Annotated in this window: 29 protein-coding genes; 6 read left to right on the top strand and 23 right to left on the bottom strand. The window is 69.8% G+C overall.

Going from position 1 to position 24,222, the window contains the following annotated elements; all coding sequences use genetic code 11:
* Positions 1–50 precede the first annotated feature (50 nt).
* Positions 51–776 carry an ATP12 family chaperone protein gene (locus tag QO010_RS02765; protein ID WP_307345632.1) on the bottom strand — a complete coding sequence of 242 codons (726 nt, stop codon included), beginning with the start codon at positions 774–776 and terminating at the stop codon, positions 51–53.
* An 82-nt stretch (positions 777–858) separates the two neighbouring features.
* On the opposite strand from QO010_RS02765, the gene QO010_RS02760 reads away from it, so the two are divergent.
* Positions 859–2,235 carry a DUF1800 domain-containing protein gene (locus QO010_RS02760; protein WP_307345630.1) on the top strand — a complete coding sequence of 459 codons (1,377 nt, stop codon included), beginning with the start codon at positions 859–861 and terminating at the stop codon, positions 2,233–2,235.
* Positions 2,232–3,428 (top strand): DUF1501 domain-containing protein, encoded by a 1,197-nt coding sequence (locus QO010_RS02755; protein WP_307345628.1) that lies wholly within the window; start codon positions 2,232–2,234, stop codon positions 3,426–3,428. The genes QO010_RS02760 and QO010_RS02755 overlap by 4 nt, the downstream gene beginning before the upstream one ends.
* A gap of 49 nt (positions 3,429–3,477) precedes the next feature.
* On the opposite strand, the gene QO010_RS02750 is transcribed toward QO010_RS02755, so the two are convergent.
* The 4 genes from QO010_RS02750 to crcB are packed head-to-tail and all read right to left on the bottom strand — an operon-like array spanning position 3,478 to position 8,034.
* Positions 3,478–5,175 carry a putative 2OG-Fe(II) oxygenase gene (locus QO010_RS02750; protein ID WP_307345626.1) on the bottom strand — a complete coding sequence of 566 codons (1,698 nt, stop codon included), beginning with the start codon at positions 5,173–5,175 and terminating at the stop codon, positions 3,478–3,480.
* The gene (locus tag QO010_RS02745; RefSeq protein ID WP_307345624.1) at positions 5,172–6,671 is read right to left on the bottom strand and encodes a putative 2OG-Fe(II) oxygenase; all 1,500 of its coding nucleotides are present in this window, start codon (positions 6,669–6,671) and stop codon (positions 5,172–5,174) included. Before QO010_RS02745 ends, QO010_RS02750 begins: the two co-directional genes overlap by 4 nt.
* Positions 6,668–7,654, bottom strand: a complete 987-nt coding sequence (locus QO010_RS02740) for an RluA family pseudouridine synthase (protein ID WP_307345622.1) — start codon at positions 7,652–7,654, stop codon at positions 6,668–6,670. Before QO010_RS02740 ends, QO010_RS02745 begins: the two co-directional genes overlap by 4 nt.
* Positions 7,651–8,034 (bottom strand): fluoride efflux transporter CrcB, encoded by a 384-nt coding sequence (gene crcB, locus QO010_RS02735; RefSeq protein ID WP_307345620.1) that lies wholly within the window; start codon positions 8,032–8,034, stop codon positions 7,651–7,653. Before crcB ends, QO010_RS02740 begins: the two co-directional genes overlap by 4 nt.
* A gap of 161 nt (positions 8,035–8,195) precedes the next feature.
* Between crcB and QO010_RS02730 the strand changes: the two genes are divergently transcribed.
* Complete coding sequence (locus tag QO010_RS02730; protein WP_307345618.1) at positions 8,196–9,446, top strand: hypothetical protein; 1,251 nt, start codon at positions 8,196–8,198, stop codon at positions 9,444–9,446.
* Position 9,447: 1 nt separating this feature from the next.
* On the opposite strand, the gene QO010_RS02725 is transcribed toward QO010_RS02730, so the two are convergent.
* Positions 9,448–9,822, bottom strand: coding sequence for a DUF4177 domain-containing protein (locus tag QO010_RS02725; protein ID WP_307345617.1), 375 nt, complete (start codon positions 9,820–9,822; stop codon positions 9,448–9,450).
* Positions 9,823–9,950: 128 nt separating this feature from the next.
* The gene (locus QO010_RS02720; RefSeq protein WP_307345616.1) at positions 9,951–10,445 is read right to left on the bottom strand and encodes a CC0125/CC1285 family lipoprotein; all 495 of its coding nucleotides are present in this window, start codon (positions 10,443–10,445) and stop codon (positions 9,951–9,953) included.
* 155 nt (positions 10,446–10,600) lie between these two features.
* Here QO010_RS02720 and QO010_RS02715 point away from each other — a divergent pair, with 155 nt between their 5' ends.
* Positions 10,601–10,750, top strand: a complete 150-nt coding sequence (locus QO010_RS02715) for a hypothetical protein (protein ID WP_307345613.1) — start codon at positions 10,601–10,603, stop codon at positions 10,748–10,750.
* On the opposite strand, the gene QO010_RS02710 is transcribed toward QO010_RS02715, so the two are convergent.
* The 13 genes from QO010_RS02710 to QO010_RS02650 all read right to left on the bottom strand — a co-directional run bounded on the left by QO010_RS02710 (position 10,747) and on the right by QO010_RS02650 (position 20,315).
* Positions 10,747–11,424: an RluA family pseudouridine synthase gene (locus QO010_RS02710; RefSeq protein ID WP_307347050.1), complete on the bottom strand. Its 678-nt coding sequence runs from the start codon at positions 11,422–11,424 to the stop codon at positions 10,747–10,749. The two genes, QO010_RS02715 and QO010_RS02710, sit on opposite strands and share 4 nt — an antisense overlap.
* An 80-nt stretch (positions 11,425–11,504) precedes the next feature.
* Positions 11,505–12,815 (bottom strand): replication-associated recombination protein A, encoded by a 1,311-nt coding sequence (locus QO010_RS02705; protein WP_307345610.1) that lies wholly within the window; start codon positions 12,813–12,815, stop codon positions 11,505–11,507.
* Positions 12,816–12,838: 23 nt separating this feature from the next.
* Positions 12,839–14,248 carry a Do family serine endopeptidase gene (locus QO010_RS02700; RefSeq protein WP_307345608.1) on the bottom strand — a complete coding sequence of 470 codons (1,410 nt, stop codon included), beginning with the start codon at positions 14,246–14,248 and terminating at the stop codon, positions 12,839–12,841.
* A gap of 73 nt (positions 14,249–14,321) precedes the next feature.
* On the bottom strand, positions 14,322–14,711 hold the full coding sequence (locus QO010_RS02695) for a VOC family protein (RefSeq protein ID WP_307345605.1): 390 nt from the start codon (positions 14,709–14,711) through the stop codon (positions 14,322–14,324).
* A 4-nt stretch (positions 14,712–14,715) separates the two neighbouring features.
* Positions 14,716–15,987 carry a TCR/Tet family MFS transporter gene (locus QO010_RS02690; RefSeq protein WP_307345602.1) on the bottom strand — a complete coding sequence of 424 codons (1,272 nt, stop codon included), beginning with the start codon at positions 15,985–15,987 and terminating at the stop codon, positions 14,716–14,718.
* Positions 15,984–16,325, bottom strand: a complete 342-nt coding sequence (locus QO010_RS02685) for an MmcQ/YjbR family DNA-binding protein (protein ID WP_307345599.1) — start codon at positions 16,323–16,325, stop codon at positions 15,984–15,986. The genes QO010_RS02690 and QO010_RS02685 overlap by 4 nt, the downstream gene beginning before the upstream one ends.
* A complete protein-coding gene (locus QO010_RS02680; RefSeq protein WP_307345597.1) occupies positions 16,322–16,798 on the bottom strand; it encodes an SRPBCC domain-containing protein in 477 nt (158 codons plus the stop codon). The genes QO010_RS02685 and QO010_RS02680 overlap by 4 nt, the downstream gene beginning before the upstream one ends.
* A gap of 1 nt (position 16,799) precedes the next feature.
* A complete protein-coding gene (locus tag QO010_RS02675; RefSeq protein ID WP_307345594.1) occupies positions 16,800–17,129 on the bottom strand; it encodes an ArsR/SmtB family transcription factor in 330 nt (109 codons plus the stop codon).
* Complete coding sequence (locus QO010_RS02670; protein ID WP_307345591.1) at positions 17,126–17,503, bottom strand: cupin domain-containing protein; 378 nt, start codon at positions 17,501–17,503, stop codon at positions 17,126–17,128. Before QO010_RS02670 ends, QO010_RS02675 begins: the two co-directional genes overlap by 4 nt.
* Positions 17,503–17,958, bottom strand: a complete 456-nt coding sequence (locus QO010_RS02665) for a VOC family protein (protein ID WP_307345587.1) — start codon at positions 17,956–17,958, stop codon at positions 17,503–17,505. Before QO010_RS02665 ends, QO010_RS02670 begins: the two co-directional genes overlap by 1 nt.
* Positions 17,958–18,413: a VOC family protein gene (locus QO010_RS02660; protein WP_307345584.1), complete on the bottom strand. Its 456-nt coding sequence runs from the start codon at positions 18,411–18,413 to the stop codon at positions 17,958–17,960. Before QO010_RS02660 ends, QO010_RS02665 begins: the two co-directional genes overlap by 1 nt.
* A gap of 1 nt (position 18,414) precedes the next feature.
* Entirely contained in the window at positions 18,415–18,891 is a 477-nt protein-coding gene (locus tag QO010_RS02655) for a VOC family protein (protein WP_307345581.1), read from the bottom strand.
* 203 nt (positions 18,892–19,094) lie between these two features.
* Positions 19,095–20,315, bottom strand: a complete 1,221-nt coding sequence (locus tag QO010_RS02650) for an alkaline phosphatase family protein (protein ID WP_307345579.1) — start codon at positions 20,313–20,315, stop codon at positions 19,095–19,097.
* A gap of 114 nt (positions 20,316–20,429) precedes the next feature.
* Here QO010_RS02650 and QO010_RS02645 point away from each other — a divergent pair, with 114 nt between their 5' ends.
* Positions 20,430–21,326 carry an ABC transporter ATP-binding protein gene (locus tag QO010_RS02645; protein ID WP_307345577.1) on the top strand — a complete coding sequence of 299 codons (897 nt, stop codon included), beginning with the start codon at positions 20,430–20,432 and terminating at the stop codon, positions 21,324–21,326.
* Positions 21,316–22,140, top strand: a complete 825-nt coding sequence (locus tag QO010_RS02640) for an ABC transporter permease subunit (RefSeq protein ID WP_307345574.1) — start codon at positions 21,316–21,318, stop codon at positions 22,138–22,140. The genes QO010_RS02645 and QO010_RS02640 overlap by 11 nt, the downstream gene beginning before the upstream one ends.
* Before the next feature lie 2 nt (positions 22,141–22,142).
* On the opposite strand, the gene QO010_RS02635 is transcribed toward QO010_RS02640, so the two are convergent.
* From QO010_RS02635 to rplQ, 3 genes are all read right to left on the bottom strand, one after another.
* A complete protein-coding gene (locus QO010_RS02635) occupies positions 22,143–22,688 on the bottom strand; it encodes a hypothetical protein (protein WP_307345571.1) in 546 nt (181 codons plus the stop codon).
* A 66-nt stretch (positions 22,689–22,754) separates the two neighbouring features.
* Positions 22,755–23,564 carry an AraC family transcriptional regulator gene (locus QO010_RS02630; RefSeq protein WP_307345569.1) on the bottom strand — a complete coding sequence of 270 codons (810 nt, stop codon included), beginning with the start codon at positions 23,562–23,564 and terminating at the stop codon, positions 22,755–22,757.
* A gap of 104 nt (positions 23,565–23,668) precedes the next feature.
* Positions 23,669–24,079, bottom strand: coding sequence for a 50S ribosomal protein L17 (rplQ, locus tag QO010_RS02625; RefSeq protein ID WP_307345567.1), 411 nt, complete (start codon positions 24,077–24,079; stop codon positions 23,669–23,671).
* Between the last annotated feature and the right edge of the window lie 143 nt (positions 24,080–24,222).

The following is a 24,222-nucleotide window of genomic DNA, read 5'->3' as shown; positions in this document are numbered from 1 at the left end:
CCGCCCACGGTGACAACCCTGCCGCAAGGATAGGCGTCAGAGGCCAGTTCTTAGAGAGCCCGGAACCACCGCCCCAGCATCACCGCCTCGGCCCGCAGCTTGGCCGTCCGCGCGGCGGCTTCCTCGTCCACGCCCCACTGGGCTTCCTGGTAGGCCTCGTCCAGGCGCGAAAGGTCGAAGGCGGCCTCCCCGTCCAGATGGCCGCGCTGCAGGGCCAGGGCCAGGATGGCCGAGCCGTAGAGGGGGGTGGCGTGGGCGAGGCCCGCCAGGGCGAAGTCGTCCAGTTCGGCGGCCAGGGCCTCGACGGCCTTCACGGTTTCAGCGGGCTGGGCCTGGTGGACGATGCCGTGGGCCTTCTGGAAGCGCAGGCCAAGCTCTTCCTGGGCCCAGGCCAGCAGCGGGGCCCAGCGCTCGCCCTGCAGGCGGACCAGTTCGCGCGGCGCCTCGGCCCAGTAGCAGAGCACGTCGGAATTGGCGTAGCGGCTGACCTCGGCGGCGACCTCGCGGTGGCTGGGGCCGATCTTTTCCAGGGCGGTGTAGGCCAGTCGCGTGGCGGGCATCTCGGCCAGGCGGATGACCTCGACCTGGGCCGCCCACTCGGCGGCGACCAGGTGCGCCAGGGCCGCCGTCGGCAGGATCAGCCGCTTGCCGCCCGGGCTGCGCGGGGTGCGGCCGTCCAGCAGCACGGCCCCACCTTCCTGAGAGGGGCCCTCCTCGAGCGGGCCGGTGGTCACCTCCGCGTAGAAACGGCGCGGCAGGTCGGTGGGGTCGGCCACGAAAAACTCTCCAACGACGGAACATCCGATCAGCGCCGTGCAAGTGACCGAAGCGCATCGTGAGCGCAAGGAGGCGCGTAAATTGGCCTACCCTCCCAAAGACATGATGGCCGCGATCGCCGTCACCCGCTTCGGCCTGGGCGCGCGGCCCGGCGAGCTGGAAACCCTCCAGGGCGATCCCCAGGGCTGGCTGAAAGCCCAGATCCGCAAGGAGGGCGCCGACCCCATCCCCAATGACGGCGCCAGCAGCGTCAAGCGCCTGACCGAGTTTGCCGCCTATCGCCGCGAACGGCGGGCGGCCAAGGCCGACGGTGAGGCGGCGCTGGGCGCCGCCCGCCTCCTGCGCGACGATGTCGGCGAGGACTTCGTCGCCCGGGCCAGGCTGGGCGCCACCACCCCGGCCGGGTTCCGCGAGCGCTGGGCCCTCTTCTGGGCCAACCATTTCACCGCCTCGGCCACCAAGCTGATCACCGCCGTGGTGGTCGGGCCCTACGAGAACGAGGCCATCCGGCCCCACGTGTTCGGCCGGTTCGGGGATCTGCTGATCGCCAGCGCCAGCCATCCGGCCATGCTGACCTATCTGGACCAGTTCCAGTCGGTCGGTCCCGACAGCCCCGGCGCCCAGTTCGCCGCCCGCCGCCAGAACCGCACGGCGGGCCTGAACGAGAACCTGGCCCGCGAGATCCTGGAGCTGCACACCGTCGGGGTCGACGGCGGCTACAGCCAGGCCGACGTCACCGAGTTCGCCCGGGCCATGACCGGCTGGAGCATCGGCGGGCCGCGCGAGCCGCAGCGCCAGGGCCAGTTCGTGTTCCGCGCCGCCACCCATGAGCCGGGAAGCCGGACCATCATGGGCAGGCGCTACGACCAGGATGGCGTCGACCAGGCCGCGGCGGTGATGGCGGACCTCGCCGCCCATCCGGCCACCGCCCGCCATGTCTGCGGCAAGATCGCCCGCCACTTCGTCGCCGACGATCCGCCGGCCGCCCTGACCGACCGGCTGGTGGCGGCCTGGACCGCCTCGCGCGGCGATCTGGCGGTGGTGGCCAATACGCTGATCACCGCCAACGAGGCCTGGGACCCGACCCCGGCCAAGTTCAAGACGCCCTATGAGTTCCTGATCTCCGGCTGGCGGGCCATCGGCGGCCAGCCGACCTCGGCCCAGTATCTGGCCCCGCTTCTGACCGGCATGGGCCAGAGGCCCTTCGCCGCCCCCTCGCCCAAGGGCTGGGCCGACGACGCGGTGACCTGGTGCGCGCCCGACGCGGTGATCAAGCGGATGAGCTGGGCCGAGGGCTTCGCCGCCGTGGTCGCCCAGGACCGCGACCCCAACCGGATCGCCGCTGAAGCCCTGGGCGCACGCCTGTCGCCCCAGACCGCCAAGGCCGTCGCCAGGGCCGAGAGCCGTCCCGAAGCCCTGGCGCTGCTGTTGATGTCTCCGGAGTTCCAACGCCGATGACCAGTCCTGTCATTTCCCGCCGCCTGCTGCTGGCGGCCGGCGCGTCCATCACCTTCCTCGGTGGCGGCGCCTATGCCGACGAGACCCTGAACCGCCGCAAGCTGGTGGTGGTCATCTGCCGGGGCGGCATGGACGGGCTTTCCGTCTCGCCGCCGATCGGCGATCCCGACTATGCGAACCTGCGCGGTTCGATCGCCATCCCCGCCTCGGCGGCGCTGAAGCTGGACGACACTTTCGCCCTGCACCCCTCCCTGACGACGGTGCACAGGCTGGCCCTGGCCGGCCAGGCCCGCATCGCCCCGGCCATCGCCAGCCCCGACCGCGCCCGCTCGCACTTCGAGGCCCAGGACGTGCTGGAGAGCGGAGCCAGCAAGGTCTACGGCGTGAGTTCCGGCTTCCTGAACCGCACCCTGGCGAGCCTCGCCCCCCAACGGAAGGTGGCCGGCCTGTCGGTGGGCGCCACCGCCCCGCTGATCCTGCGCGGCAAAGCCCCGGCCGGCTCCTGGTCGCCGGGGGCCGAGGCCAACGACCTGCCCCGCCTGCCCGGCCTGCTCACCGACCTCTATGCGGGCGATCCGATGCTGGCCGCGGCCCTGGCTCAGGGCCTGCAGACCGAGGCCATGGCCGCCAGCGCCGAGCAGGGCCAGATGGCCGGCGGCGGCATGACGCCGGGCCTTGGCCGCGCCGCCCTGGCCAGTTCCCGCAAGCTGGGAACCACCCTGGCCGGCTTCATGACCCAGCCGAACGGGCCGCAGATCGCCGCCATTTCGCTCGACGGCTTCGACACCCACGCCAACCAGAACAACGCCCTGCCGCCCCGGCTGGCGGGGATGGACGCCCTGCTGGACGGCCTGAGCAGCGGCCTTGGCGACGAATGGAAGAATACGGTGGTCGTCTGCGCCACCGAGTTCGGCCGCACCGCCAAGGTCAACGGCACCGGCGGCACGGACCACGGCACCGGCTCGACGGCCCTGGTGCTGGGCGGGGCGCTGAAGAAGGGCGGCATCATCGGCGACTGGCCGACCCTCAAACAGCAGGCCCTGTTCGAAAACCGCGACACCGCCCCGACACTGGACATGCGCGGCCTCTTCAAGGGCGTGCTGGCCGACCATATGGGCGTCGACCGCCGGGCCCTGGAGGGCGACGTCTTCCCCGACAGCGCCGGCGCGGCGCCGGTCGTGGGACTGGTCTAGAGAACCTCCCTTCCCCAGGCCCGTCGCACGGGTCTGGGGACTTTTCTCGCTAGGCCGGCATCACGTCGAAGGCCATGGTCAGCCGCCGCGCCTCGCCGCCGAACGGCTGGGTGCCATGCCACATGTAGCTGGGGAACAGCACCAGCATGCCGGGCTCGGGCTTGACCCAGTGCTCGGCCTCCAGGGCCGGGGTGGAGGCGATGCCGGGCTTGCCAAAGCGCAGCCAGCCTTCGCGCCCCTCGCCCTCCACCGCCGGCGGCAGGTCGACATAGAAGGCCGAGGACAGCCAGCCGGCCGGATGCAGATGGTCGACGTGATGGCCGCCGGGCCGCAGGTTGACCGACCAGGCCCCGGCCAGCCGGTAGCGGCCGGTGTTGCGGGACAGGACCGGGTCGCCCAGGCGGCCATAGGCCTCCATGGTCGCCATGATCGGATCGGCGATGACCTGGAAAAAGGCGCGGATGGCCGGGTCGGTCGAGCGCTGCAGGTTCTGGTTGGTCTGGGAGCCGCCGCGCAGGGACTGGCCGACCGGATGGCCCTTCATCACCTGCAGCCGGTCGAGGGCGGCGGTCAGGTCGGCCAGCCAAGCCTCGCGGCTGGACCAGCCGGCCGGAGTCTCGACCAGGGCGGTGCGGACCAGGCTCTGGTAGTCGTTGCGCTGGGCGTTGCGCGGATCGCCCAACAGACGCCAGGCCGTCGCCTCCAGCGCCAGGGCATGCTGGTTGAACGGCAGCAGCGCCCGCAGCCGGTCGGTCGCCGCCAAAATGGCCTCGGGGCGGCCCAGGGCCAGGTTGGCCTCGGCCAGCAGGCTGATCGCCAGGGGATGATCGGGCTCCAGCCGCACGGCCGTCTCGGCATGGGCCAGGGCCGCGGCCGGATCGAAGGCCACGGCGGCCTGCGAGGCGGCCATCTGAATCTCGATCTCGCTCTCGCCCTGAGGGGCCTCCCGCAGGCACTCGTAAGCGCCCCGCGCATCGCCGGTGTATTCCAGCAGCTTGGCCCGCACGACCCGCAGCCCCGGCTGGCCGGGACTGGCGGCGATGGCCTTGTCGAGCTCGCTGGTGGCGGCGGCCAGGTCGCCGCTGCGCATCCAGGTCAACAGGCTCAGTTCGCGGTGGGCCGGCGTGAAGTTCGGCTGCCGGCGCAGCGCCTCGCGGAAGGCGGTCTCGGCCTCGTCCAGACGATCCTGGGCCAGCAGCGTGCGGCCTTCGATCAGCCAGGTCTCCGGCCGGTCCAGACCCCGCGCCCGGGCGGCCCGGGCGGCCCGGGTGGCCTCGGGATGCAGGCCGGCCTCTTCCAGGGCCAGCGCCAGGTTGTGCTGGTGGCTGGGGTCGGCCTGGTCGATCCGGGTGGCCGTGTAGAGGGCGTCCAGCGCCGCCTCGGTGCGGCCCAGCGCCCGCAGCGCCTGTCCCTGCAGGGCCAGGGCGGCGGACTCGGGCTTGGCGACCTCAGCCAGCGGCGTGATGACCGCCAGCGCCTCCTCGACGCGGCCCATGCCGATCAGGCCCTGGGTCAGTGAATAGGCCGCCGGAGGATAGAGCGGGTCGGCGTCGAGGGCGGCGCGCAGGGCCTTCTCCGCCTCGTCGTCGCGGCCCTGGGCGGCGGCGATCTGGGCCAGTTCGGTTTGCAACTGGGCGGATTTCTTCTGCGTGGCCAGAGCGGCGCGGATGACGGCCTCGGCCGAGACCAGGTCCCCCTTGCCGCCCAGGGCCCGCGCCTGGGCGATGGCGTCGTCTGCCGCGCTCATGCCGGCACCGCGTCGAAGGCGATGGTCAGGCGCCGGTCGCTGCCCTCGAACGGCACGGTGCCGTGCCACATATAGCTGGGGAACAGCACCAGGGTCCCCGGTTCTGGTCTCACGAAACGCTCCGGCGGCTGCGGGGGTTGGACGGCGAAGGGCGGCTGGCCGAACTCGATCCAGCCTTCGTGCTTGCCGTCATCCACGATGGGCGGCAGCGACACATAGAAGGCCGAGGAGATCCAGCCGCGCGGGTGGAAATGGTCGACATGGAAGCCCTGCTCGCGCAGCAGCACCGACCAGATGTCGCTGATCCGGTATTGGCCGGTGTTGCGGCTGCGCAGGGGATCGTTCCCCTGCCCCATCTCGGCCATGTAGGCGCGGATCGGCTTGTCGATGGCGCGAAAGAAGGCCTTGATCGCCGGGTCCTGCGACTGGGCCAGGTCGTCGATGGTCTGGATGCCGGCCCGCAGGGTCTGGTCGGACGGCGCGGCCCGCATGGTGTGGATGCGGCTCAGCGCGGCGTCTAGATCGGCCAGATAGGCCTCCAGGCTGGGCCAGCCCTCCGGCGTCTCGATCCTGTAGGGCCGCACGAAGGCGTCGTAGTCGTAGAGTTCGCGGTGCTGGGGCAGGTCCAGCGCCCGGGCGGCGGTGGCGATCCAGCCCCAGGTCGACTGGTCGCCAGGATCGATCTCGGCCGCCGCCTTGGCCGCCGCCAGGGCTTCCTCGGCCTTGCCCTGGGCCATCAGCACCGAGGCCAGGCCCACATAGGCGGCCGTCAGCCGGGGATCGAGGCTGACCGCCCGGCGCATCATCCATTCGGCGCCTGGCAGCTCGCCGCGCTCCATACGCGCCTGGCCGGTGGCGCGGGCCAGCATGGCGTCGTTGGGATAGCCCTGGGTCCAGCCCTCCAGCAAATCGCTGGCCTCGCCCGTGCGGCCGGCGGCCTCGAGAATCTTGGCCTCGACCAGGACCATTGAGAGGTCGGCGCCGGGGCTGTTGATGCCGTTGCGCAGCGGCGCCACCGCGGCGTCAGCGTCGGCCGTGCGCATCCAGATCAGCTTAGCCAGCAGCACGGCGGCCACGGCGTGGCCCGGCGCGCGGGCCACGGCCTTTTCCAGGGCCGCCTGGCCGCCGGCGGTGTCGCCCAGCGCGATCAGCACCCGGCCATAGATGGTCCAGGTTTCCGGTGCGTCCAGGCCCAGGGCAAAGGCCTTCTCGGCCGCCGCCTTGGCCTCGCGCGGATTGTCGACATCGACGGCGGCGGCGGCCAGGTTGTGCCAGGCGATGCGGTCGTTGGGGAAGGCCCGCGAGGAGCCGCGCTGGACGTCATAGGCGTCCTTGGTCCGGCCAACGGCCTTCAGTGCGGCGGCGTAAGCGGCGCGCAAGGCATGGCTGGCGTCGATGCGGCTGGCCATGGGGGCGGCCAGGGCGACCGCGTCCTTGGGCCGGCCCTTCTCGATCAGGTCATAGATACGCTGGACTGGCGACTGGCCAGAATTCATCGCCGCACACTCCGCCGGCCAAAGGGTTCAGGGTCGGCTTCATGCTCGTCGAAGCCGAACCGTTCAAATCCCGCCTTCATTTCCTTGCTGAGCGGGGCCTCTACGACGATGACGCCGCCGGAGGGATGGGGCAGCACCACCCGGCGGGCATGCAGCTGCAGCTGCAGGCCGGCCGAGAGAGCCAGGCTCTTCTCGTCGCCGTATTTCGGATCGCCCAGGATCGGATGGCCGATGGCCAGCATGTGGGCGCGCAGCTGGTGGGTGCGGCCGGTATGGGGTCGCAGCGCCATCCAGGCGGCTCGACCGGCGGCCCGGGCCAGGGTGACGTATTCGGTCTCGGCCGGGCTGGCGCGGGGGTCCTTGGGATCGGCCGGCACGACCAGTTCACGGTCGCCGACGCCCTTCTTGGCCAGGTGCAGCTCGATGACCCCCTCGACCGGCTTGGGGTTGCCGACCACCAGCGCCCAGTAGGTCTTCTGGGCCTTGCGGCGGGCGAAGGCGCCGGAAAGCTTGGCGGCGGCGGCGGGGGATTTGCCCAGCAGCAGCACGCCGGAGGTGTCGCGGTCCAGGCGATGGACCAGACGCGGGCGATCCATCCCCTCGCCCCAGGCCGAGAGCAGCCGGTCGATGTGGTGGGCGGTCTTGGTGCCGCCCTGCACGGCCAGGCCCGAGGGTTTGTTGAGGGCCAGCACGTCCTCGTCCTCGTAGAGGACCAGCGACTTGGCGAAGACGATGTCGCGCTGCGAGATCTGCTTGCGCTCGTCGGGATCGGGGGCGTCGGGCAGCGGCGGGACGCGGATCTGGGCCCCGGCGGCCAGCTTGGTGTCGACCTTCGCGCGACCGCCATCGACGCGGATCTGGCCCGAGCGGACCAGCTTCTGGATCTGGATGTGGTTGAGGTGCGGCCAGCGGCGCTTGAACCAGCGGTCCAGGCGCACCCCGTCCTCGAGCGGAGCCACATGCAGCGTGCGGACTTCCCTCATGCCAGCAGCCGCCGCATCAGGGCCATGCCGGCAAAGAGGGCGATCAGCGAGCCGAGCACCGAGGCCAGGGCGTAGCCGGCCGCGCCGATCCAGGCCTTGCGCTCGACCATCAGCGCCATGTCCAGCGAGAAGGCCGAGAAGGTGGTGAAGCCGCCCAGCACGCCCACGCCCAGCAACAGGCGCCAGCGCTCCTGATCGGCGCCGCCGCGCAGGGCCAGCCAGGTCGCAAGCATGCCCATCGCCAACCCGCCCAGCAGGTTGACGGCGAAGGTCCCGGCCGGCCAGCCAGGGCCAAACCAGCGCAGAGTCAGCATGCCGACCCCATAGCGGGCCGCCGCGCCGGCCGCGCCGCCGAGCGCGACAAAGAGCAATCTTTCCATCGGCCCCTTATGCGACGGCGGCGCGCGCATGCAAAGTCTCGGCGCGGCCTGGGCAAAGTTCGGTCAAAACGTCGCGGCCTCAACGGCCCGTTAAGCGCGTCTACCCATATTGGGTGGAGCATTCTCCCGATACTCGCCCCAATACCCCCCGAGTCGCGTTCATGAGCAGTGACATCGCCGATTCCTCGACGGACAGCCGCCGGCTCGAAGCGGTGGACGCCGACGTGGTGCTGGAGCGGTTCGCCAGCCCCGAGATGCTGGCCAAGGGCACGGTCAATGTGATCAGTGTCGCGGCCATCCGCGCCCGGCTGGGCGAGCGCTGGGCCCGCCGGGCCGGCGACGTCTGGGCCTATATGGACCGCAAGCTGGACGAGCATCTCAGCCATGGGGACGTCCGCCACCGGCTCAATCCCACAGACTTCCTGGTCGCCATGCCCAGCCGCGACTGCGTCACCGCCCAGGTGGTGGCCATGCGGGTGCTGGAAGAGGTGCTGATCCACTTCCTGGGCGAGGCGCGGCCCTGCGACATCGACATCAAGGCGGTGACGGCGGTCGAGAACGGCTCGCTCACCTGCGCCACCCTGGACGACGACCTGATGGCGGTGATGCGGACCCGCACCCCCACCGCTCCCGTTTCGCCGCCGGCCCACTCCTTTGTCGGGATCGATCTCGCCGAGGAGCGCAAGCGCAATCCGGTCTCCTTCGTCACCGGCAGCGGCCTGGCCCTGCGGGTCGATTTCTCACTGGAGCCGCTGATCAGCCTCAAGCACCAGGTTACGGCGGGTCTGCGCATCGAGCCCATCGTCACCGACGAGCCGACCGGCCGGATCATCCCGGCCCGGGCCTTCACCCGCCTGGCGGACCAGGACATGGCGCTGATCGACGAGGCCACGATCGCCTATGGCGCCCTCTACCTGCCCAAGGGCGACGGCCGCAGCCACCCGCCGCTGGTTCTGCCCCAGTCGTTCCGGACCATGGCCGCCCGCCGGGGCCGCAACGCCCTGATCGGCCAGGCCGGCGCCGCCACCGCCCTGGTCAAGGCCGGGGTGATCGTCGAGCTGATCGACGCCGGCTCGGGCGTGCCCTCCGGCCGGCTGACCGAGATCGCCGGCCTGCTGACCTCGATCTGCCGGGGCGTGATGGGCCGGGTGACGCCGGGCAAGGAGTTCGTCCCCACCTTCCGCGACGCCCGGCTGATGGGGATCACCCTGGACGCTTCCGAGCTGGCCGGCCCCGACTCGCGCATCGCCAGCCAGATCCTGGAATTCGGCCGCCAGGCCCGGGGCATGGCCCCCGTGCTGGGCGTGCATGGCCTCAGCTCGGCCGACTTCTTCGCCATCGCCGAGGTGGCCGGCCTGACCCACGCCGCCGCGCGCCGACAGGCCCAGACAGCCGCCAGGCCTGCCGCCTAGGTCAGGCCCCGGGACGCTTGAAAAACATCGTATGCACGACGGTCGTCATCATCGCGTTGAACATCGAGGTCGCTGACACCAGCTCCCATCCATCGGCGCCCGCCCTGTCCAGTTCCGACTGGAGCGCCTTGCGGTCCTTGGTTTCGACGACCTTGTATTCCCACTTCTGTGGCATCCGCTTGTCCTCGCATTCGAGGTCCTGGACATCGCAATCCAGCGCCGCGGCGAGGGCTTTTCTCGACTGAAGCGACGCCGACCCTTCGCTCTCTATGCGCTGTATGGTCCGGAGGTTGAGCCCGGAGGCGATCGCCAGTTCGTCCTGAGACCAGGACCGCCGCTTTCTCGCCTTGAGCACCAACGCCGTGTTGATCTTCATCGACTGTCCCTGACCGGTTGACGCCCAGAGCGTCCGCCGCCCCGACGGACAGCGCCACGGCGTCCTGTCGACGCCAGGACGCCGTTGAGACGACGATCTAACGACAGTCTTACGACAACGCCACCGATCTAGGAGGCTGCCGGCGCCTCGCCCCGGCCAACTACCCGGACGATGTCGCGGGCGTCATAGCCGTCGGCCGGCCGTTGGCCCTTGCCGGCCTGAACCTCCAGGGTGCGGCTGTAGGCCGGGCCGCCGGAGAGGTCGAAGCTGGTCCCGATCCCCACGCCCACGGCGCTGCGCCGGCCGAAACTGCCGCCGCCCGTCCCCAGGCTGACCCGCGGGCCCGAGCCGCTATCGGTACGGTCGTCGAAGCGCTCGACGATGCGGAACCAGTCATAGCCGTCCCGCAGCGACACCTCGGCGGCCCGCAGCAGAGCATAGTTGGCCACCTGGGCCGGCGGCGCGCCAGGGCCGCCGCGGAAGGTGACACGATAACGGCCGGTCTCGATCCGGTAGTCGGAGAAGCCGACCGCGCGCGGCCCGGGCGCGGGCATGTAGGTGGTGGGGGTGGCGCAGGCGGCCAGCAGGCTGAGCGCGGCGGCGCAGGCGAGCAGTTTCTTCATGGCCGTAAAATGATCAGCGCGGCCCGCAGGTTCCGCTCGACGCTTTGGCGCCGGCGGCTTAGAGACTCTCGTCCGCCCAAGTGGGGCCGGCCAGCCGACAGGAGAGTGACCCATGAAACAGACCCCGTGTTTCACCCTCACTGTCGAAAGCTGGAATGATCAAATGGCTGACGCGCCTGGTGCGCGCTCTCACCGGCCCAGCGCCGGATAAGCTGGCCCAAAGCAAACTCGCCAAGGCCAGGAAGACCCTCAAAACGCGGCTCTCGCCGCACATCCTGAAGGATATCGGGCTGGGTGACCCTTAGTCCGCGCCGAACAGCGCCGCCCGCAGGCCCTCGAAATCGGCCGGCGGCGGCGCCTCCACGCGCATCTCCTGGCCGTCCGGATGCGGGAAGGTCAGGGCGGCGGCATGCAGCATCAGCCGGGGGACCGGCCGCCCGCCCAGGGTCAGGGCCCCGCCGTAGCGCACGTCGCCGGCGATGGGCCTGCCGAGGCTCGCCATATGCACCCGCAGCTGGTGCATGCGGCCGGTCTCGGGGCTGAGCTCGACCAAGGCCGCCTCGTCGTTGGCGGCCAGGGTGCGGTAGCGGGTGCGGGCCAGTTCGGCGTCCGGATGATCGGCCGCGCAGGTCTTCATATAAGCCTCGCGCCCCTGCATCTCGCGGCGCAGGGGCAGTTCGATCAGACCCTTGGCCGGCTGCGGCGCGCCAGGGGCGACGATGGCCAGGTAGGTTTTGCGGAAGCGCTTGCCCATCAACGCCTTGCCGAGGAACCCGGCCGCCGGCTTGGTCCGGCCGGTCAGCAGCACCCCGGAGGTGTCGCGGTCCAGGCGGTGGATCAGGCGCGGGCGGTTGCCGCTCGATCGGGCGAAGGCCCAGAGCAACTCGTCCAGGGTGTGAGTGGCGATCCGCCCGCCCTGGCTGGAGAGGCCGGCCGGCTTGTTGAGGGCGATGACCTGATCGTCCTCATGGATGACCATGCCCCGCACGAAGGCGATCTCCTCCGGCGTCAGGACGATGGGCGTATCGATGGCCCGCAGCTTCTTGGACGGACGCGGGCTCAACGGCCCTCCCCGCGCTTGGCCCGGATCTCGGCCCAGCGGTCCAGCCGATCCTTGATCCGCGCCTCGACCCCCTCGCCTTTCGGCGCATAGAACACCCGCCGCTCCATGCCGTCCGGGAAGTAGTTCTGGCCCGAGAAACCCTCCTCGGCGTCGTGGTCGTAGTTGTAGCCCTTGCCGTAGCCCAGGCCCTTCATCAGCCGGGTCGGGGCGTTGAGGATGTGTTTGGGCGGCATCAGCGAGCCGGTTTCCTTGGCCGCCTTCCGGGCCGCGCTGAAGGCCGTGTAGACCGCATTGGACTTGGGGGCGGCGGCCAGATGGATGGTGAGCTGGGCCAGGGCCAGTTCGCCCTCGGGACTCCCTAAGAAGTCGTAGGTGTCCTTCGCCGCGTTGGCGAGCACCAGGGCCATGGGGTCGGCCTCGCCGATGTCTTCCATGGCGGCGCGGACCAGCCGACGGGCGATGAACAGCGGGTCCTCGCCGCCGTCCAGCATGCGGGCCAGCCAGTAGAGGGCCGCGTCGGGGTCGCTGCCGCGGATCGACTTATGCAGGGCCGAGATGAGGTTGTAGTGCTCCTCGCGATCCTTGTCGTAGGCCGGGCTGCGCTTCTGCAGCACCTGGCCGAGCTCGGCCGGCGTCATCGGCTGGGGCGCGGCGATGCCGAACAGGGTGTCGGCCAGGGTCAGCAGGTAGCGGCCATCGCCATCGGCCATGGCGATCATCGCCTCGCGGGCGGCGGGGTCGAGCGGCAGCGCGCGCTTTTCGAAGGCCTCGGCCTTGGCCAGCAGCTGCTCGAGGGCGGCCTCGTCCAGCCGGCGCAGCACGAACACCTGCGAGCGCGACAGCAGCGCGCCGTTCAGCTCGAAGCTGGGATTCTCGGTGGTGGCGCCCACCAGCGTCACGATGCCCTCCTCGACGAAGGGCAGGAAGCCGTCCTGCTGGGCGCGGTTGAAGCGGTGGATTTCGTCGACGAACAGCAGGGTCGACTGGCCGGCCGAGCGGCGGACCTTGGCCTGTTCGAAGGCCTTTTTCAGGTCGGCGACGCCGGAGAATACCGCCGACAGCTGCTGGAACTCATAGCCCGCGGCCTTGGCCAGCAAGCGGGCGATCGTGGTCTTGCCGGTGCCCGGCGGGCCCCAGAGGATCATCGAGCCCAGCCGGCCGCCATCGACCATCCGCCGGATCGGCCCGCCCTCGCCCAGCAGGTGGTCCTGGCCGACCACCTCGTCCAGGCTGGCCGGCCGCAGCCGGTCGGCCAGCGGCGATGGCGCGTGCGGGGTCAGGCCCGCGGCCTGGAAGAGGTCGCTCATGCCCCGCTTCTAGACCCTGCTCCTCAGGTCCGGAAGTCCGCCGTGATCTGCTGACCGCCGCGCAGGATAGTCACCCGCCAGCCGCGCGAGCCGGCGTTCAGTATGGCGGCGACGTCGCCGACTGTGCTGACCGAGCGTCCATTGATCGACAGCACGAAGTCGCCGGGCCGGAAACCGGCCTCCTGGGCGAACCCCTGGCCCACCCGGGTCACCACCACGCCCTTGCCGGCGAAGGGGTCCAGGCCGGCCGCGTCGGCCATGGCGGGATTGAAGGTGGCGATGCTGGCGCCGTCCAGCGGGTTGCGGCCGGAGATCAGCCGCTCGTCGCCCTTGGGATTGCCCGGGGCGGCCTCGGCGCGGACGGAAATGGTGCGCTCGCGGCCGTCGCGCAGCACCACCAGCGGCTCCTCCTCGCCGATGCGGCGGCCGGCGAAATAGTAGGTGACGCCGGACTCGTCGATGACGTCCTGGCCGCCGACCTTGAGGATGATGTCGCCGGGCTTGAGTCCCGCCCGGTCGGCGGCGCTGCCCGGCCAGACGTCGGCGACGAGCGCCCCGCGCGGGGTGCGTTGGCCCAGGCTGGCGGCGATCTCGGGGGTGACGCTCTGGGTCTTGGCGCCCAGCCAGGGGCGGGCCACCGTGCGGCTGCCGCCCAGGGCGGCGTTGACCACCTGTTTGGCCATGGCGGCGGGGATGGCGAAGCCGACGCCGGACGAGGTGCCCGAGCGCGACAGGATGGCGGTGTTCACCCCGATCAGGTCGCCGTCCATGTCGACCAGCGGCCCGCCGCTGTTGCCCGGATTGATGGCGGCGTCGGTCTGCAGGAAGAAGCCGAAGTCGGTGATGCCGACGTTCGAGCGGGCGGTGGCCGAGACGATGCCGTTGGTCACCGTCTGGCCCACCCCGAACGGGTTGCCGATGGCCAGCACCAGGTCGCCGACCTCGGGCTGCTGGGCGTCGTCGATGGCGATGGTCGGCAGCTTTTCGCCCTTGGTGTCTATCTTCAGGACCGCCAGGTCCGAGCGCGGATCGTCGAGCAGCACGGTGGCGGCGAACTCGCGCCGGTCGGCCAACTGCACCATGATCTGCTGGGCGCCCTCGATATTGTGGTGGTTGGTCAGGATCACCCCGTCGGACCGCACGATCGAGCCCGAGCCCAGGCTGCCCTCGACCCGGTTGCCGGGGACGGCGCCGAACATTTGCCAAAAGGGATCGACCTGGGTGCGCACCACCCGCCGCGAGGAGACATTGACCACCGCCGGCGCGGCCCGCTTCACCACGGGGGCGAACGACATCTTCATGGCGCCGGCGCTGGCCGGGACGGTGCGGGTGGGCTGGGCCAGGCCGGCGTCCTGGGCGCGGCTGCGCGAGGAGGGGTCGGAACAGGCGGCCAGGATGACGAGGGCCGGGATCAGGACTTTGATGGCGCGCATGGGTATCCGTCAGCGTGTTGGGTCGCGATCAACACGCCTGAGGATTCTGGCGACCTGATGGCTAGGTCCCCTGCTAAATCTCGGCGAACACTTCCAGCAGATTTCCGTCCGGATCGCGGAAGAACAGGGTGCGGTGCCCGAAGGCCCGGTCGGTCGGCGGCGAGACCAGGTCCACGCCCTGCCGCAGCAGTTCCTCGGCGCACTGGTCCACCTGCGGCGCGGAGACCTTGAAGGCCAGCTGCAGGGCCGCGCTGCCGGCGGGCGTGGGCGCGTCCTGGGCCGTCAGGCTGGGCCGGGCCAGGGCCAGCGTGTTGCCACCCAGTTGATACTCGATCCAGCCCGACGAGAGGGTCCGGGCCACCGCAAAGCCCAGCACCTCCTCGTAGAACGCCCGCATCGCCGCCATGTCGCGCGCGAAGATGACGGTGTAGTCGACTGCCCTGATGCCGCCGAAGGGGTTCATCCCACTAGGCCTGGACCGACGCCGGTTCGCCCGAGACCTTCGGCGGCTTGGCGACGCCGAGTGCGATCACAAAGCCCAGGGCCAGCAGGCCGGCGGCGATCAGGATCGGAAAGCCCGGCAGGTGCAGCACGCCCGGATTCTTGAGGTTCCAGGCATAGGTCAGGGTGAAGAGCTGGGGCCCGACGATGGCGGTGATGCCCTGGATCGAGGCGTTGGCGCCCTGCAGCTGGCCCTGTTCGCTGGGCCCGACCCGGCGGCTCATCAGGCCCTGCATGCCCGGGCCGGTGAAGCTCATCAGGGCGAAGACCGGGATGCCGCAGAGATAGATCAGGCCGGTCGGCGCCAGGGCGTAGATCGCAAAGCCCAGCACCCCGAACGTCAGGCCCACCAGCAGCGCCCCGCGCTCGCCGATCCGCTTCACGGCCGGGCCGATCAACAGCGTCTGAACGATGATGCCGGCGATGCCGGTGCCCAAGAGGGACAAGCCCACCTGCTTGAGGTTCCAGTGGTAGCGCTCGCCCATATAGAGCACGAAGATCGAGGGCAGCACGTTGTGGGCCAGCTGGAAGAGGAAGCCGATGCTGGCCAGGCCCAGCAGGTCCGGGTGCGAACGCAGCAGCTTCAGCGAGCCGACCGGGTTGGCCTTCTTCCAGTCGAAGCGCTTGACGCGGCGCTCGGGCGGCAGGGATTCCGGCAGCACAAAGTAGCCGTAGAGCCAGTTGGTCAGGGCCACCGCCGCGCAGACGAAGAACGGCAGCCGCAGATCGATATCCCCCAGCCAGCCACCGATGACCGGCCCGACCGTGAAGCCGATCCCGAAAGAGGCGCCGATCATGCCGAACGCCTTGGCGCGATTCTCCGGCGCGGTGATGTCGGCGACATAGGCGTTGGCGGTCGAGAAGCTGGCGGCGGTCGCGCCATTGATGATCCGACCGACATAGAGCCAGGCCAAAGTCGGGGCGAGGGCCATGAACAGGAAGTCGATCCCCAGCCCGAAGATCGAGGTCAGGATCACCGGACGGCGACCGAACCGGTCGCTCATCATCCCCATGATCGGGCTGACCACGAACTGCATCAGCCCCCAGGTCGAGGAGAAGATTCCGACCCAGAAGGCGGCGTCGGCCGTCGAGCCCTGCGCCAGCGCCTTCACCAGGTTGGGCAACACCGGGATCATCAGGCCCAGCGCGATGACGTCCAGCGTGGCGGTGATGAAGATGAAGCGCAGCGCCGGCGCGCGTTTGCCCGCGGCCAGCTCGGTATGGTGTTCGTCGCTCATCCGGCTCCCCCAGAAATCAGTTTCTTCGGCGCGACCTGGCGCCAGGCGAGGCGCACCAGGTCGGCCAGCTTTTCGTTTTCCATGCGCTCGATGAAGAAGCGGGTCCAGCCCATCCGTCCCCAATAGCCCCCCACGGACTCGGCCGTGTCAGCATCCGATTGCAGCACGGCCTCCTGGATGTGCGCCGGCAGCCTGAGCACCGCCGGAGTGTCGTCACGGCCTTCGCCGATGGTCAGGTAGATCTTGCCGCGCACCCGGAACGAGGCGGTCGGGAAATGGGGAACCTCGAGGGTCTCCGGCAGCGACAGGGCCAGGGCGCGCAGTTCGGCTTCGGTCATGACAGGTTGCTCCGATACGAGGCCAGCAGGTCGCGCCACCATTCGCCATGGCGGTGCAGGAAGAGGCTGTCCGGGAAGTGATGCCGCGCCACATGGTCGGAGGGCACGCTGTCCCAGCCGGTGTGGGTGACGCTGACGCGGGTCTCCTCGCCGACCGCCTCGAAGGTGACCTCGACCTCGGTCATCTGGTCCGGCTCGAAGGTGGCCTGCCGCCAGCCGAAAGCCACCTTGGCGCCGGGTTGCCAGATGCGGACCAGACCAACCTCGAACACCTTGCCGTTGGGGAGAACCTCGACCAGGCGCAGCCCCCTGCCCTTCGCATCGAACTCGAAACCCAGCACGCCGGGCGAGCGCGGCGTGAACCGGAACATCGAGTTGGGCCGCCACCACTGGCCGATCTCGGCGGTGAAGGCTTCGAAGGCGCGCTGAGGGCTGGCCTTGACCCGCAGGGCGACGAGGACGCGGGAAGCCACTTCAGGGTCGCTCCAGATGGGCCTTGAAGGCGGTCAGTTGCTCGGACCACATCCTCTCGGTTTCTTCCAGCCAGCGCAGCAGATGGACCATGGGCTCGGGCCTTAAGGCATAGACGCGGACACGGGCGTCGAATTCGGGATGGGTTTCCTCGACCAGGCCCGACTGGCGCAGGTGGCGCAGGTGGCGGCTCATGGCCGGCGGGGTCAGGCCGGCGGCTTCGGCCAGTTCGCCGGCCCGGCGCGGCCGCTCGCGCAGCAGCTCCACCACCTGCCGGCGGTGGGGATCGGCCAGGGCGGCCAGAGTGCGGTCAAGCTGAGCGGCGCCACTCATGCGGGACGATGGTCCGTGCCGGCCCCGTAGGTGATGGCCAGCAGCTTGGCGCCGCGCTGGTCGACGCCGCGATGCCAGACTCCGGCCGGGACGATGACGGTGGTCCCGGGCGCCATGAAGATGATCTCCGGCTCGTGCGGCCGGTCGAAGACCATCTGCATGGAGCCTTCCAGCAGGATCAGCACCTCGTCGCCCTGGGGATGCATCTCCCAGCTTGGCCAGTCGCCCTCGCCGCCGAACACCGCGACCAGGTTGGCGCGGAGATCCGGATTGCGATCGATGGTGGCCCAGAAGTCGGGCCCGACCGGCAGCGGTTTGACCTCGCCGGCCCCGTCCAGGCCCAGATAGGTGGTTTCCAGATCGAAAGTCGTCATCAGAGCTTGTCCCTGATCGCAAAGCCGCCAGCGGCCTGCATCTCGGCGAGCGTCATCTTCTGGATCACCTTCTCGAACCGCCAGACATGGCCTTCCAGGTCGACGACGTCGTACAGGCGCATGCCGTAATACTCGGTCATCGGCTCGGTGATGATTTTGCCGCCGGCGGCCCGGGCCCGCTCGCAATGGGCGTCGATATCGCCGTCGATGGTCATGCGGATCGACTGGGTGTTGGCCCCGCCCAGGCTGGCCGGGCTGCGGGTCCAGTCGGCCCAATGGCTCTCGATGGCGAAGGTGACGCCACCATAGCCCATCTCGCAATGGCCCGGCTGGCCGTCGGGATTGGTGACCACCAGGGTGGTGTCGAAGCCGAACGCTTCCTCCAGCCACCGGATCGCCGCCACCTTGTCGCGGTAGAACAGCGCCGGGCTGATGCTGGCCTGAGGTTCGCTCATCACACCCACCCTGTGATCTTCAGCCCGCTGACCTGCTCGGCTTCTTCGCGAGTCACCGCCTGGACGGTCTGGGAGATGCTCCAGATATGGCCTTCCAGGTCGCGGCAGCTGTAGGTGCGGTCGCCGTAGAACTGCGTCTCCGGCTCGCGCACGATCTCAGCGCCGGCCGCCCGGGCGTGGGCGCAGTGGGCGTCCAGGTCGGTGTCGATGCCGATATGGACGGTCTGGGTGTTCTTGCCGCCGATCGAGGCCGGGCTCTTGTGGTCGTCGCTCCACTCGCTGCCGATCATGATGGCGGCGTTGCCAAAGCGCATTTCGCTGTGGACCGGATTGCCGTCATTGTCCTCGATCAGCATGAGGAGCTCGAACCCGAAGGCCTCTTCCAGCCAGCGCAGGGCGGCCTTGGGGTCGCGGTAGACGACGGCGGACATCAGGCTGGGACGCCAATCGGCCATGTTAGGCCTCCTTGCCGGCGCTGAGCTTGAAACCGCTGGCGGCTTCCATCTCGGCGAGGGTCGGGTTGGCCACGGGCTGGCTGAAGGTCCAGATGTGGCCGTCCAGGTCCAGGCAGCGATAGACCCGGTCGCCATAGAACTGGTCGGTCGGCTCGGCGGTGATCCTCGCCCCGGCGGCCCGGGCCCGCTCGCAATGGGCGTCGATGCCGTCCTCGAGGAAGACCCGCAGGAAGCCGGTGACGCGGCCGCCCTGGTTGGCCGGGCTGTGCAACGCCGCCGGGCCGATCAGCTCGGGCATCGCCCACTCGCCGGCGATAGTGATGCTGGCGTCGCGATAGGACATCTCGGCATGGCCGATCTCGCCCTTGTCGTCGGTGACCAACAGGCTGACCTCGAAGCCGAAAGCCGCCTCCAGCCAGTCCATCGCCGCGCGGCGGTCCCGGTACGAGAGGCAGGGGGAGAGAACCTGGGCGCTCATGTCGAACTCCTTCCGATTTCGATAATATTTAACGCACGGAAGAACTATCTCGTCAAACAAATTTCCGCTCATCCCCGCGAAAGCGGCGGGGACCCAGGTGTTTTTCGTAGCGGACCTTCCGCCGCCCTGACCTGTCGCAATCGTCCTCAACGGTAAAAAGCCTGGGTCCCCGCTTTCGCGGGGATGAGCGGGTAGTAGGGCAGTTACCGCAAAACCCCCTTGGGCAGCCTCCCATCGCCCGGCAGCGCCTTGATCCCCGCCAGCCTGGCCACCAGCACATAGACATCGACATTGTCGAACGGCTCGACCGTCACGCCCCGGCGGATTTTTGGCCCCTCGGCGATGAACAGCGCGGCCATCTGGGGGTCGTAGGGGTCATAGCCATGCGCCCCGCCGACGGTCTTCATCGGCCGGCTGGCGGCATAGGCCTTGGTGGTGATCGTCCAGCCGGTCTCGGCCAGACAGACCACCGCCGGCACCCGGGGGTTCTTGCCGAAATGGAAGCGCTCGGGGACGTCGGCCTTCTTCCAGCATTGGAAGTGGTCGTGCGGGGCCAGGATGGCGGCCAGGGCCTGCGGGTCGGCGGGGTTCATCTCGGACATCGAGCCGCCGGTCACCTGACCCAGCCGCTCCAGGTCGAAGACATCGTCCAGATATACCACCCGCTCGGGCGAGGTCTGGGCCATGCCGTGATCGGCGACGATGACCAGGTTGGTCCGGCCATACAGCCCCCTCGCCTTCAGCCCCGCCACCAGCTGGCCGATGGCCTGGTCGGTGCTGGCGATGGCGTCATTGACCTCCTGGCTGTCGGGCCCGGCATGGTGGCCGGCGGTGTCGACCAGATCGAAATAGAGGGTGACCAGGCGCGGCCGCCTGGCCGCCGGCAGGTCCAGCCAGGTCAGCACCTGGTTCACCCGATCGGGGGCCAGGAAGGTCTTGTCATAGGGCTTGTAATAGGTCGGCCAGACGCCGCGGATCGGCGCTTCCGAACCCGGCCAGAACATGGTGGCGGTCGGCATGCCGGCCTTCTGAGCGGTGACCCAGATCGGCTCGGCCTGGTCCCACCAGAAGGCGTCGGTGACCATCTGGGGCTTGCCCATGCCGAAGGTCATGCCGGGACGGGCCTCGTCGCGCATGACATTGTCGACAATGCCGTTGCGGTCGGGGCGCAGGCCGGTGACCAGGGCGTAGTGGTTGGGAAAGGTCAGTGAGGGGAAGGATGGCCGCATGCCGCCCCTGGGACGGGCGCCAGAGGCCGCCAGCGCCGACAGGTTGGGGCTGAGGCCACGGTCTAGATAATCGGCCCTGAAGCCGTCTATGGAGACCAGGATGGTCAGCGGCGGCGGCTTGCCGGCGGCCTGGGCCGCGGCGGGGACCAGCAGGATCAGGCACAGCGCCAGGGCGAAGCGTTTGACGTGCGACATGAGACTCCCCGCGCCGTTTGGAGGGCCATCAAGCCCCGGCCCTATTGCGGGCGCAAGGACCATCGGCATAGTCGGCGCCTGTGTCGGTTCGACCGGCGAGTCGGAGATTTCCAGGTGAGCGTGGCGCTCGAAGCCCAGGGTCTTGGCAAACGGTTCGGGACCGTGGAGGCGCTGCGCGACCTGACGCTCTCCATCCCGCTGGGCGGGGTCTATGGCGTGCTGGGTCCCAATGGCGCGGGCAAGAGCACCCTCTTCCGCATCGCGCTGGGTCTGGTGCGACCGAGCAGCGGTTCGGTGAAGGTGCTCGGCGCCGAGCGGGGCGACATCAAGGCTCTGCGGCGCACCGGCTCGGTGATCGAGAACCCGCATTTCCCGCCCTATCTGACCGGCCGCCAGGCCCTGCAGTTCCTGGCGGCGGCCAGCGGCGCCAGGACCGTCGACTTCCAGGCCTGGCTGGACAGGGTCGAGCTGTCCGAGGCCGCCGACCGGGTGGTGAAGGGCTATTCGGTCGGCATGAAGCAGCGGCTGGGCCTGGCCGCCGCCCTGATGACCGGCCCACAGGCGGTGATCCTGGACGAGCCCACCAGCGGCATGGACCCGGTCGGCATCGCCGACATGCGCAAGCTGATCCGCGAGCTGGCCGACAAGGACGGGGTGACCATCATCCTGGCCAGCCACCAGCTGGACGAGGTGCAGCGGCTCTGCGACCGGGTCGCCATCCTGGACAAGGGCCGGCTGGCCGCCGAGGGCGCCGTCGACGCCCTGACCGCCGCCAGCCGCAAGCTGCGCATCGAAGCCTCGCCGGTCGCCAAGGTGCTGGACATCCTGGGCGAGCGCGGCCAGCCCGATGGCCGGGACGCGGTGCTGGCCACCGTCACCCGCGCGGAAGCCCCGGCCCTGATCCGCGCCCTGGCCGCCGCCGGCGTCGACCTCACCGAGGCCCGCTGGGTCGGCGGCGAACTGGAGACGGCCTTTCGCTTCCATACCGGAGGGACCGTCAATGCTGGCTGACGCCTTCAGGGCCGAGGGAGCCCGATTCCTGCGCCAGCGCGGCGCCCTGATCTGGGGGTTCGGCTTCTTTCCGGCGGCGATGCTGCTGATCACGCTGGCCGTGGCCTTTTTCGTGCGCACCCACGTGCACAAGGAGATGCCGGGCGCCGCCTCGGTGGCCGAGAGCGTGCTGCGCAACATCCACTACGCCAGCGCCCCGCCCGACCAGCTGTTCGTGCTGCTGGCGGCCGCCGCCCTGTTCGCGGGAGACTATCGCTGGGAGACCTGGCGGCTGCTCACACCGCGCAACAGCCGCCTGACCCTGCTGGGCGGCAAGCTGATCGTCTACGCCCTGGCCTGCCTGGCCGGTCTTCTGCTGCTAGGACTGTCGGGCGTGCTGCAGACGGTGCTGGGCGCGGCCATCGACGGCTCGCGCATCGCCCTGCCGGATTTCTCGGCCGCCTTCTTCGGCCAGCTGGGGCTGAGCCTGGCCACCGCCTGGCTGGACCTTATGCTGCTGGGCGAACTGGCCCTGCTGACCGCGGTCGTGACCCGCTCCAACATTGCCGCCATCATGGTCCCGTTCGGCCTGTTCTGCGTACAGGCCTTCGTGGTCAGCCAGATCCACGGCGCGGACCGCATTCAGCCACCGCTGAAGTATCTGATCACCCTGCCCTCGCTGTCGGTCGACGTCCTGCGCGGCACGGTGCTGGGACCGGGCGGCGAACAGGCCGTGGGCGTGGGGGTGGCGGGAGTTTGCGTGGCGGTGTGGCTGCTGGGGCTGGGCGGGGCGGCCCTGGCGCTGTTCCAGCGGCAGGATCTGACGCGGGAGTAGTCCTAGGGCCGGTCCCGCAGATAGCGGCCCGTCACATAGGTCTGGAACCCCTTGCCGTCCGGGTCGAGTTCAAAAAGCTCCCGATACTCGTCGGCGCCGATGAAGTCGTAGGTGTAACGGGCTCGCCAGCCGGCCGGTACGTTCTCCATACTCTCCGAGACCATGACGACATGGCCTTCGCGGCTCGCCGCCCGGTCCTGCACATAGGTGGAGACGAAGCCCAGGTTGTCGAACTGGCGCATGACGATCAGCCGCCGCGCCTTGTCGAAGCTCCAGACGTCCAGGCTGGTATGGACCTCGCCCTTCGGATTCTTGTCCTGCTTGGGATAGACCGAGCGGCCCGCCACCATGATGTAGCGGCCGTCTTGCGCTCGCTCGGCATGGCGGGCGGCAGCGGAGGTCCCTGGATCGCCCTCCCCCACCCCAGTCCAATCGCCGACCAGCGGTTGGATGGCCGCCAAGCCGTCCAGGTCTGCCTCGCTGGCGAACACCGCAGAGCCACCGGCCAGGGCCAGCATTAGGATGAGAACGCGACAAATCTGCTTCATGGAGAGCCTCCCAGACACCGAGCTTCGCGCGACCGGGCCGGGCCGTCTTGCAAAAAACGGCCAGGTTCAGCGGCGACGTTCGTAGAAGACCAGAGGCTGGGCCCTCAGCTGGGTCGGTGTCAGGCCCAGATAGTGGCGGAAGGCGTTGGCGAAGGCCGACTGGTCGTTGAAGCCCAGCCGCAGCGCCGCCTCCGCCAGCGGCAGGCCTGGCGAGCCCAGCAGCAGGTCGCACGCCCGCAGCATCCGGCCGGACATCGTCAACTGCTTGGGCGAGAGCCCCGCATAGGCCTGGCAATGGCGGCGCAGGGTCCGGGCGGTGAAGCCCAGTTGATCGGCCAGGACCGCAACCGGCTGGTCGGCGACGTCCCAGAGCAGGACCTGCTGCAGGTCCGCCTGCCGCTCGTCGTCTGAACTCCAGTCGGCCAGCCGCGCCAGCAGCCAGGCTTCCAGCACCTCGCCCGCCCACTCGAGAGGCGCATCGGCGATGCGGTCCATCAGGCGGTCGGCCTCCGGGCCGATGAGATCCGCCAGGGCGACGGGACGGTCCCAGCAATCGGCGAGATTGGCCCGCAGCACCGCCGAGGCGACGACCGGCGCCAGCCGAAAGGCCACCATCGTGTTGTCGCCCGTCGGCTTGAGCCGCACCGCCCCGTGACGCAGGGCGTAAACCATGGCCCGCGGCGGCGCGATCACCCGTTCGCCGGAAACCACGGAGCAGGGCGCGCCCAGCTGCAGGATCACCTCGACATGGGCGTCGGGCGCGATGAGGCCCGGCAGCATGCCGGTCGAACCCACATAGGACTGGCCCCAGGCCGAGGCCGCCAGCTTGGCCAGGGTGGGGTTTGCGAAGCCGTATCCGATGAAGGCAGGCGTCATGGCGCCATTCCACGCGGCTTTCCGCCCCGGCGCAACCAAAGGGCGGCCCAGAACCAAAAAAGGCCCCGGATCGCTCCGGGGCCTTTTCTGAAATGTCGGAAGGATCAGTCCTCGCCGCCGGCGTAGACCGGGCCCGAGTCCTTGCCCTTTTCGTTGACGTCGCGGTCGACGAACTCGATCACGGCCATCGGGGCGTTGTCGCCATGGCGGTAGCCGGCCTTCAGAACGCGGATGTAGCCACCCGGGCGTTCCTTATAGCGCGGGCCCAGAACGGCGAAGAGCTTGCCGACCTGTTCGACGTCACGCACGTGGCTGATGGCCTGACGGCGGGCGTGCAGGCCGCCGCGCTTGGCCAAGGTCACCAGCTTCTCGACGATCGGCCGCAGTTCCTTGGCCTTGGGCAGGGTGGTGACAATCTGCTCGTGCTTGATCAGGCTCGCCGACATGTTGGCGAACATGGCGGTGCGGTGCGCGCTCGTGCGGCCCAGTTTACGGTGTGCTTTACCGTGACGCATTGTGGTCTCTCCTGGGCCTCAGCCCGCAGTGTTGTCACCCATCCCAGCCTGTTTCCCAGCCGGGTCAAAACGAAGCGCCGGGGTCCTCGGCCGCTTGGCGGCGTCTGCAGACCCCAGGCCACCCTGATGGATGGCCCGGGAGA

The organism is Caulobacter ginsengisoli (genome assembly GCF_030814835.1).
GTDB lineage: Bacteria > Pseudomonadota > Alphaproteobacteria > Caulobacterales > Caulobacteraceae > Caulobacter > Caulobacter ginsengisoli.
The sequence above is the reverse complement of the archived record's forward strand: the minus strand, read 5'-3'. Positions and strand labels throughout refer to the sequence as shown.

What these genes read in the sequence shown, in the direction of transcription:
- QO010_RS02665 (WP_307345587.1), bottom strand. Translation starts at nt 17,958, where the DNA reads ATGAGCGAACCTCAGGCCAGCATCAGCCCGGCGCTGTTCTACCGCGAC.
- QO010_RS02755 (WP_307345628.1), top strand. Translation starts at nt 2,232, where the DNA reads ATGACCAGTCCTGTCATTTCCCGCCGCCTGCTGCTGGCGGCCGGCGCG.
- QO010_RS02655 (WP_307345581.1), bottom strand. Translation starts at nt 18,891, where the DNA reads ATGAGCGCCCAGGTTCTCTCCCCCTGCCTCTCGTACCGGGACCGCCGC.
- QO010_RS02690 (WP_307345602.1), bottom strand. Translation starts at nt 15,987, where the DNA reads ATGAGCGACGAACACCATACCGAGCTGGCCGCGGGCAAACGCGCGCCG.
- QO010_RS02730 (WP_307345618.1), top strand. Translation starts at nt 8,196, where the DNA reads ATGAGCAGTGACATCGCCGATTCCTCGACGGACAGCCGCCGGCTCGAA.
- QO010_RS02630 (WP_307345569.1), bottom strand. Translation starts at nt 23,564, where the DNA reads ATGACGCCTGCCTTCATCGGATACGGCTTCGCAAACCCCACCCTGGCC.
- QO010_RS02720 (WP_307345616.1), bottom strand. Translation starts at nt 10,445, where the DNA reads ATGAAGAAACTGCTCGCCTGCGCCGCCGCGCTCAGCCTGCTGGCCGCC.
- QO010_RS02695 (WP_307345605.1), bottom strand. Translation starts at nt 14,711, where the DNA reads ATGAACCCCTTCGGCGGCATCAGGGCAGTCGACTACACCGTCATCTTC.
- QO010_RS02650 (WP_307345579.1), bottom strand. Translation starts at nt 20,315, where the DNA reads ATGTCGCACGTCAAACGCTTCGCCCTGGCGCTGTGCCTGATCCTGCTG.
- QO010_RS02715 (WP_307345613.1), top strand. Translation starts at nt 10,601, where the DNA reads ATGATCAAATGGCTGACGCGCCTGGTGCGCGCTCTCACCGGCCCAGCG.
- QO010_RS02635 (WP_307345571.1), bottom strand. Translation starts at nt 22,688, where the DNA reads ATGAAGCAGATTTGTCGCGTTCTCATCCTAATGCTGGCCCTGGCCGGT.
- QO010_RS02705 (WP_307345610.1), bottom strand. Translation starts at nt 12,815, where the DNA reads ATGAGCGACCTCTTCCAGGCCGCGGGCCTGACCCCGCACGCGCCATCG.
- QO010_RS02740 (WP_307345622.1), bottom strand. Translation starts at nt 7,654, where the DNA reads ATGAGGGAAGTCCGCACGCTGCATGTGGCTCCGCTCGAGGACGGGGTG.
- QO010_RS02725 (WP_307345617.1), bottom strand. Translation starts at nt 9,822, where the DNA reads ATGAAGATCAACACGGCGTTGGTGCTCAAGGCGAGAAAGCGGCGGTCC.
- QO010_RS02745 (WP_307345624.1), bottom strand. Translation starts at nt 6,671, where the DNA reads ATGAATTCTGGCCAGTCGCCAGTCCAGCGTATCTATGACCTGATCGAG.
- QO010_RS02700 (WP_307345608.1), bottom strand. Translation starts at nt 14,248, where the DNA reads ATGCGCGCCATCAAAGTCCTGATCCCGGCCCTCGTCATCCTGGCCGCC.
- QO010_RS02710 (WP_307347050.1), bottom strand. Translation starts at nt 11,424, where the DNA reads ATGGTCATCCATGAGGACGATCAGGTCATCGCCCTCAACAAGCCGGCC.
- QO010_RS02750 (WP_307345626.1), bottom strand. Translation starts at nt 5,175, where the DNA reads ATGAGCGCGGCAGACGACGCCATCGCCCAGGCGCGGGCCCTGGGCGGC.
- QO010_RS02660 (WP_307345584.1), bottom strand. Translation starts at nt 18,413, where the DNA reads ATGGCCGATTGGCGTCCCAGCCTGATGTCCGCCGTCGTCTACCGCGAC.
- crcB (WP_307345620.1), bottom strand. Translation starts at nt 8,034, where the DNA reads ATGGAAAGATTGCTCTTTGTCGCGCTCGGCGGCGCGGCCGGCGCGGCG.
- QO010_RS02640 (WP_307345574.1), top strand. Translation starts at nt 21,316, where the DNA reads ATGCTGGCTGACGCCTTCAGGGCCGAGGGAGCCCGATTCCTGCGCCAG.
- QO010_RS02675 (WP_307345594.1), bottom strand. Translation starts at nt 17,129, where the DNA reads ATGAGTGGCGCCGCTCAGCTTGACCGCACTCTGGCCGCCCTGGCCGAT.
- QO010_RS02685 (WP_307345599.1), bottom strand. Translation starts at nt 16,325, where the DNA reads ATGACCGAAGCCGAACTGCGCGCCCTGGCCCTGTCGCTGCCGGAGACC.
- rplQ (WP_307345567.1), bottom strand. Translation starts at nt 24,079, where the DNA reads ATGCGTCACGGTAAAGCACACCGTAAACTGGGCCGCACGAGCGCGCAC.
- QO010_RS02670 (WP_307345591.1), bottom strand. Translation starts at nt 17,503, where the DNA reads ATGACGACTTTCGATCTGGAAACCACCTATCTGGGCCTGGACGGGGCC.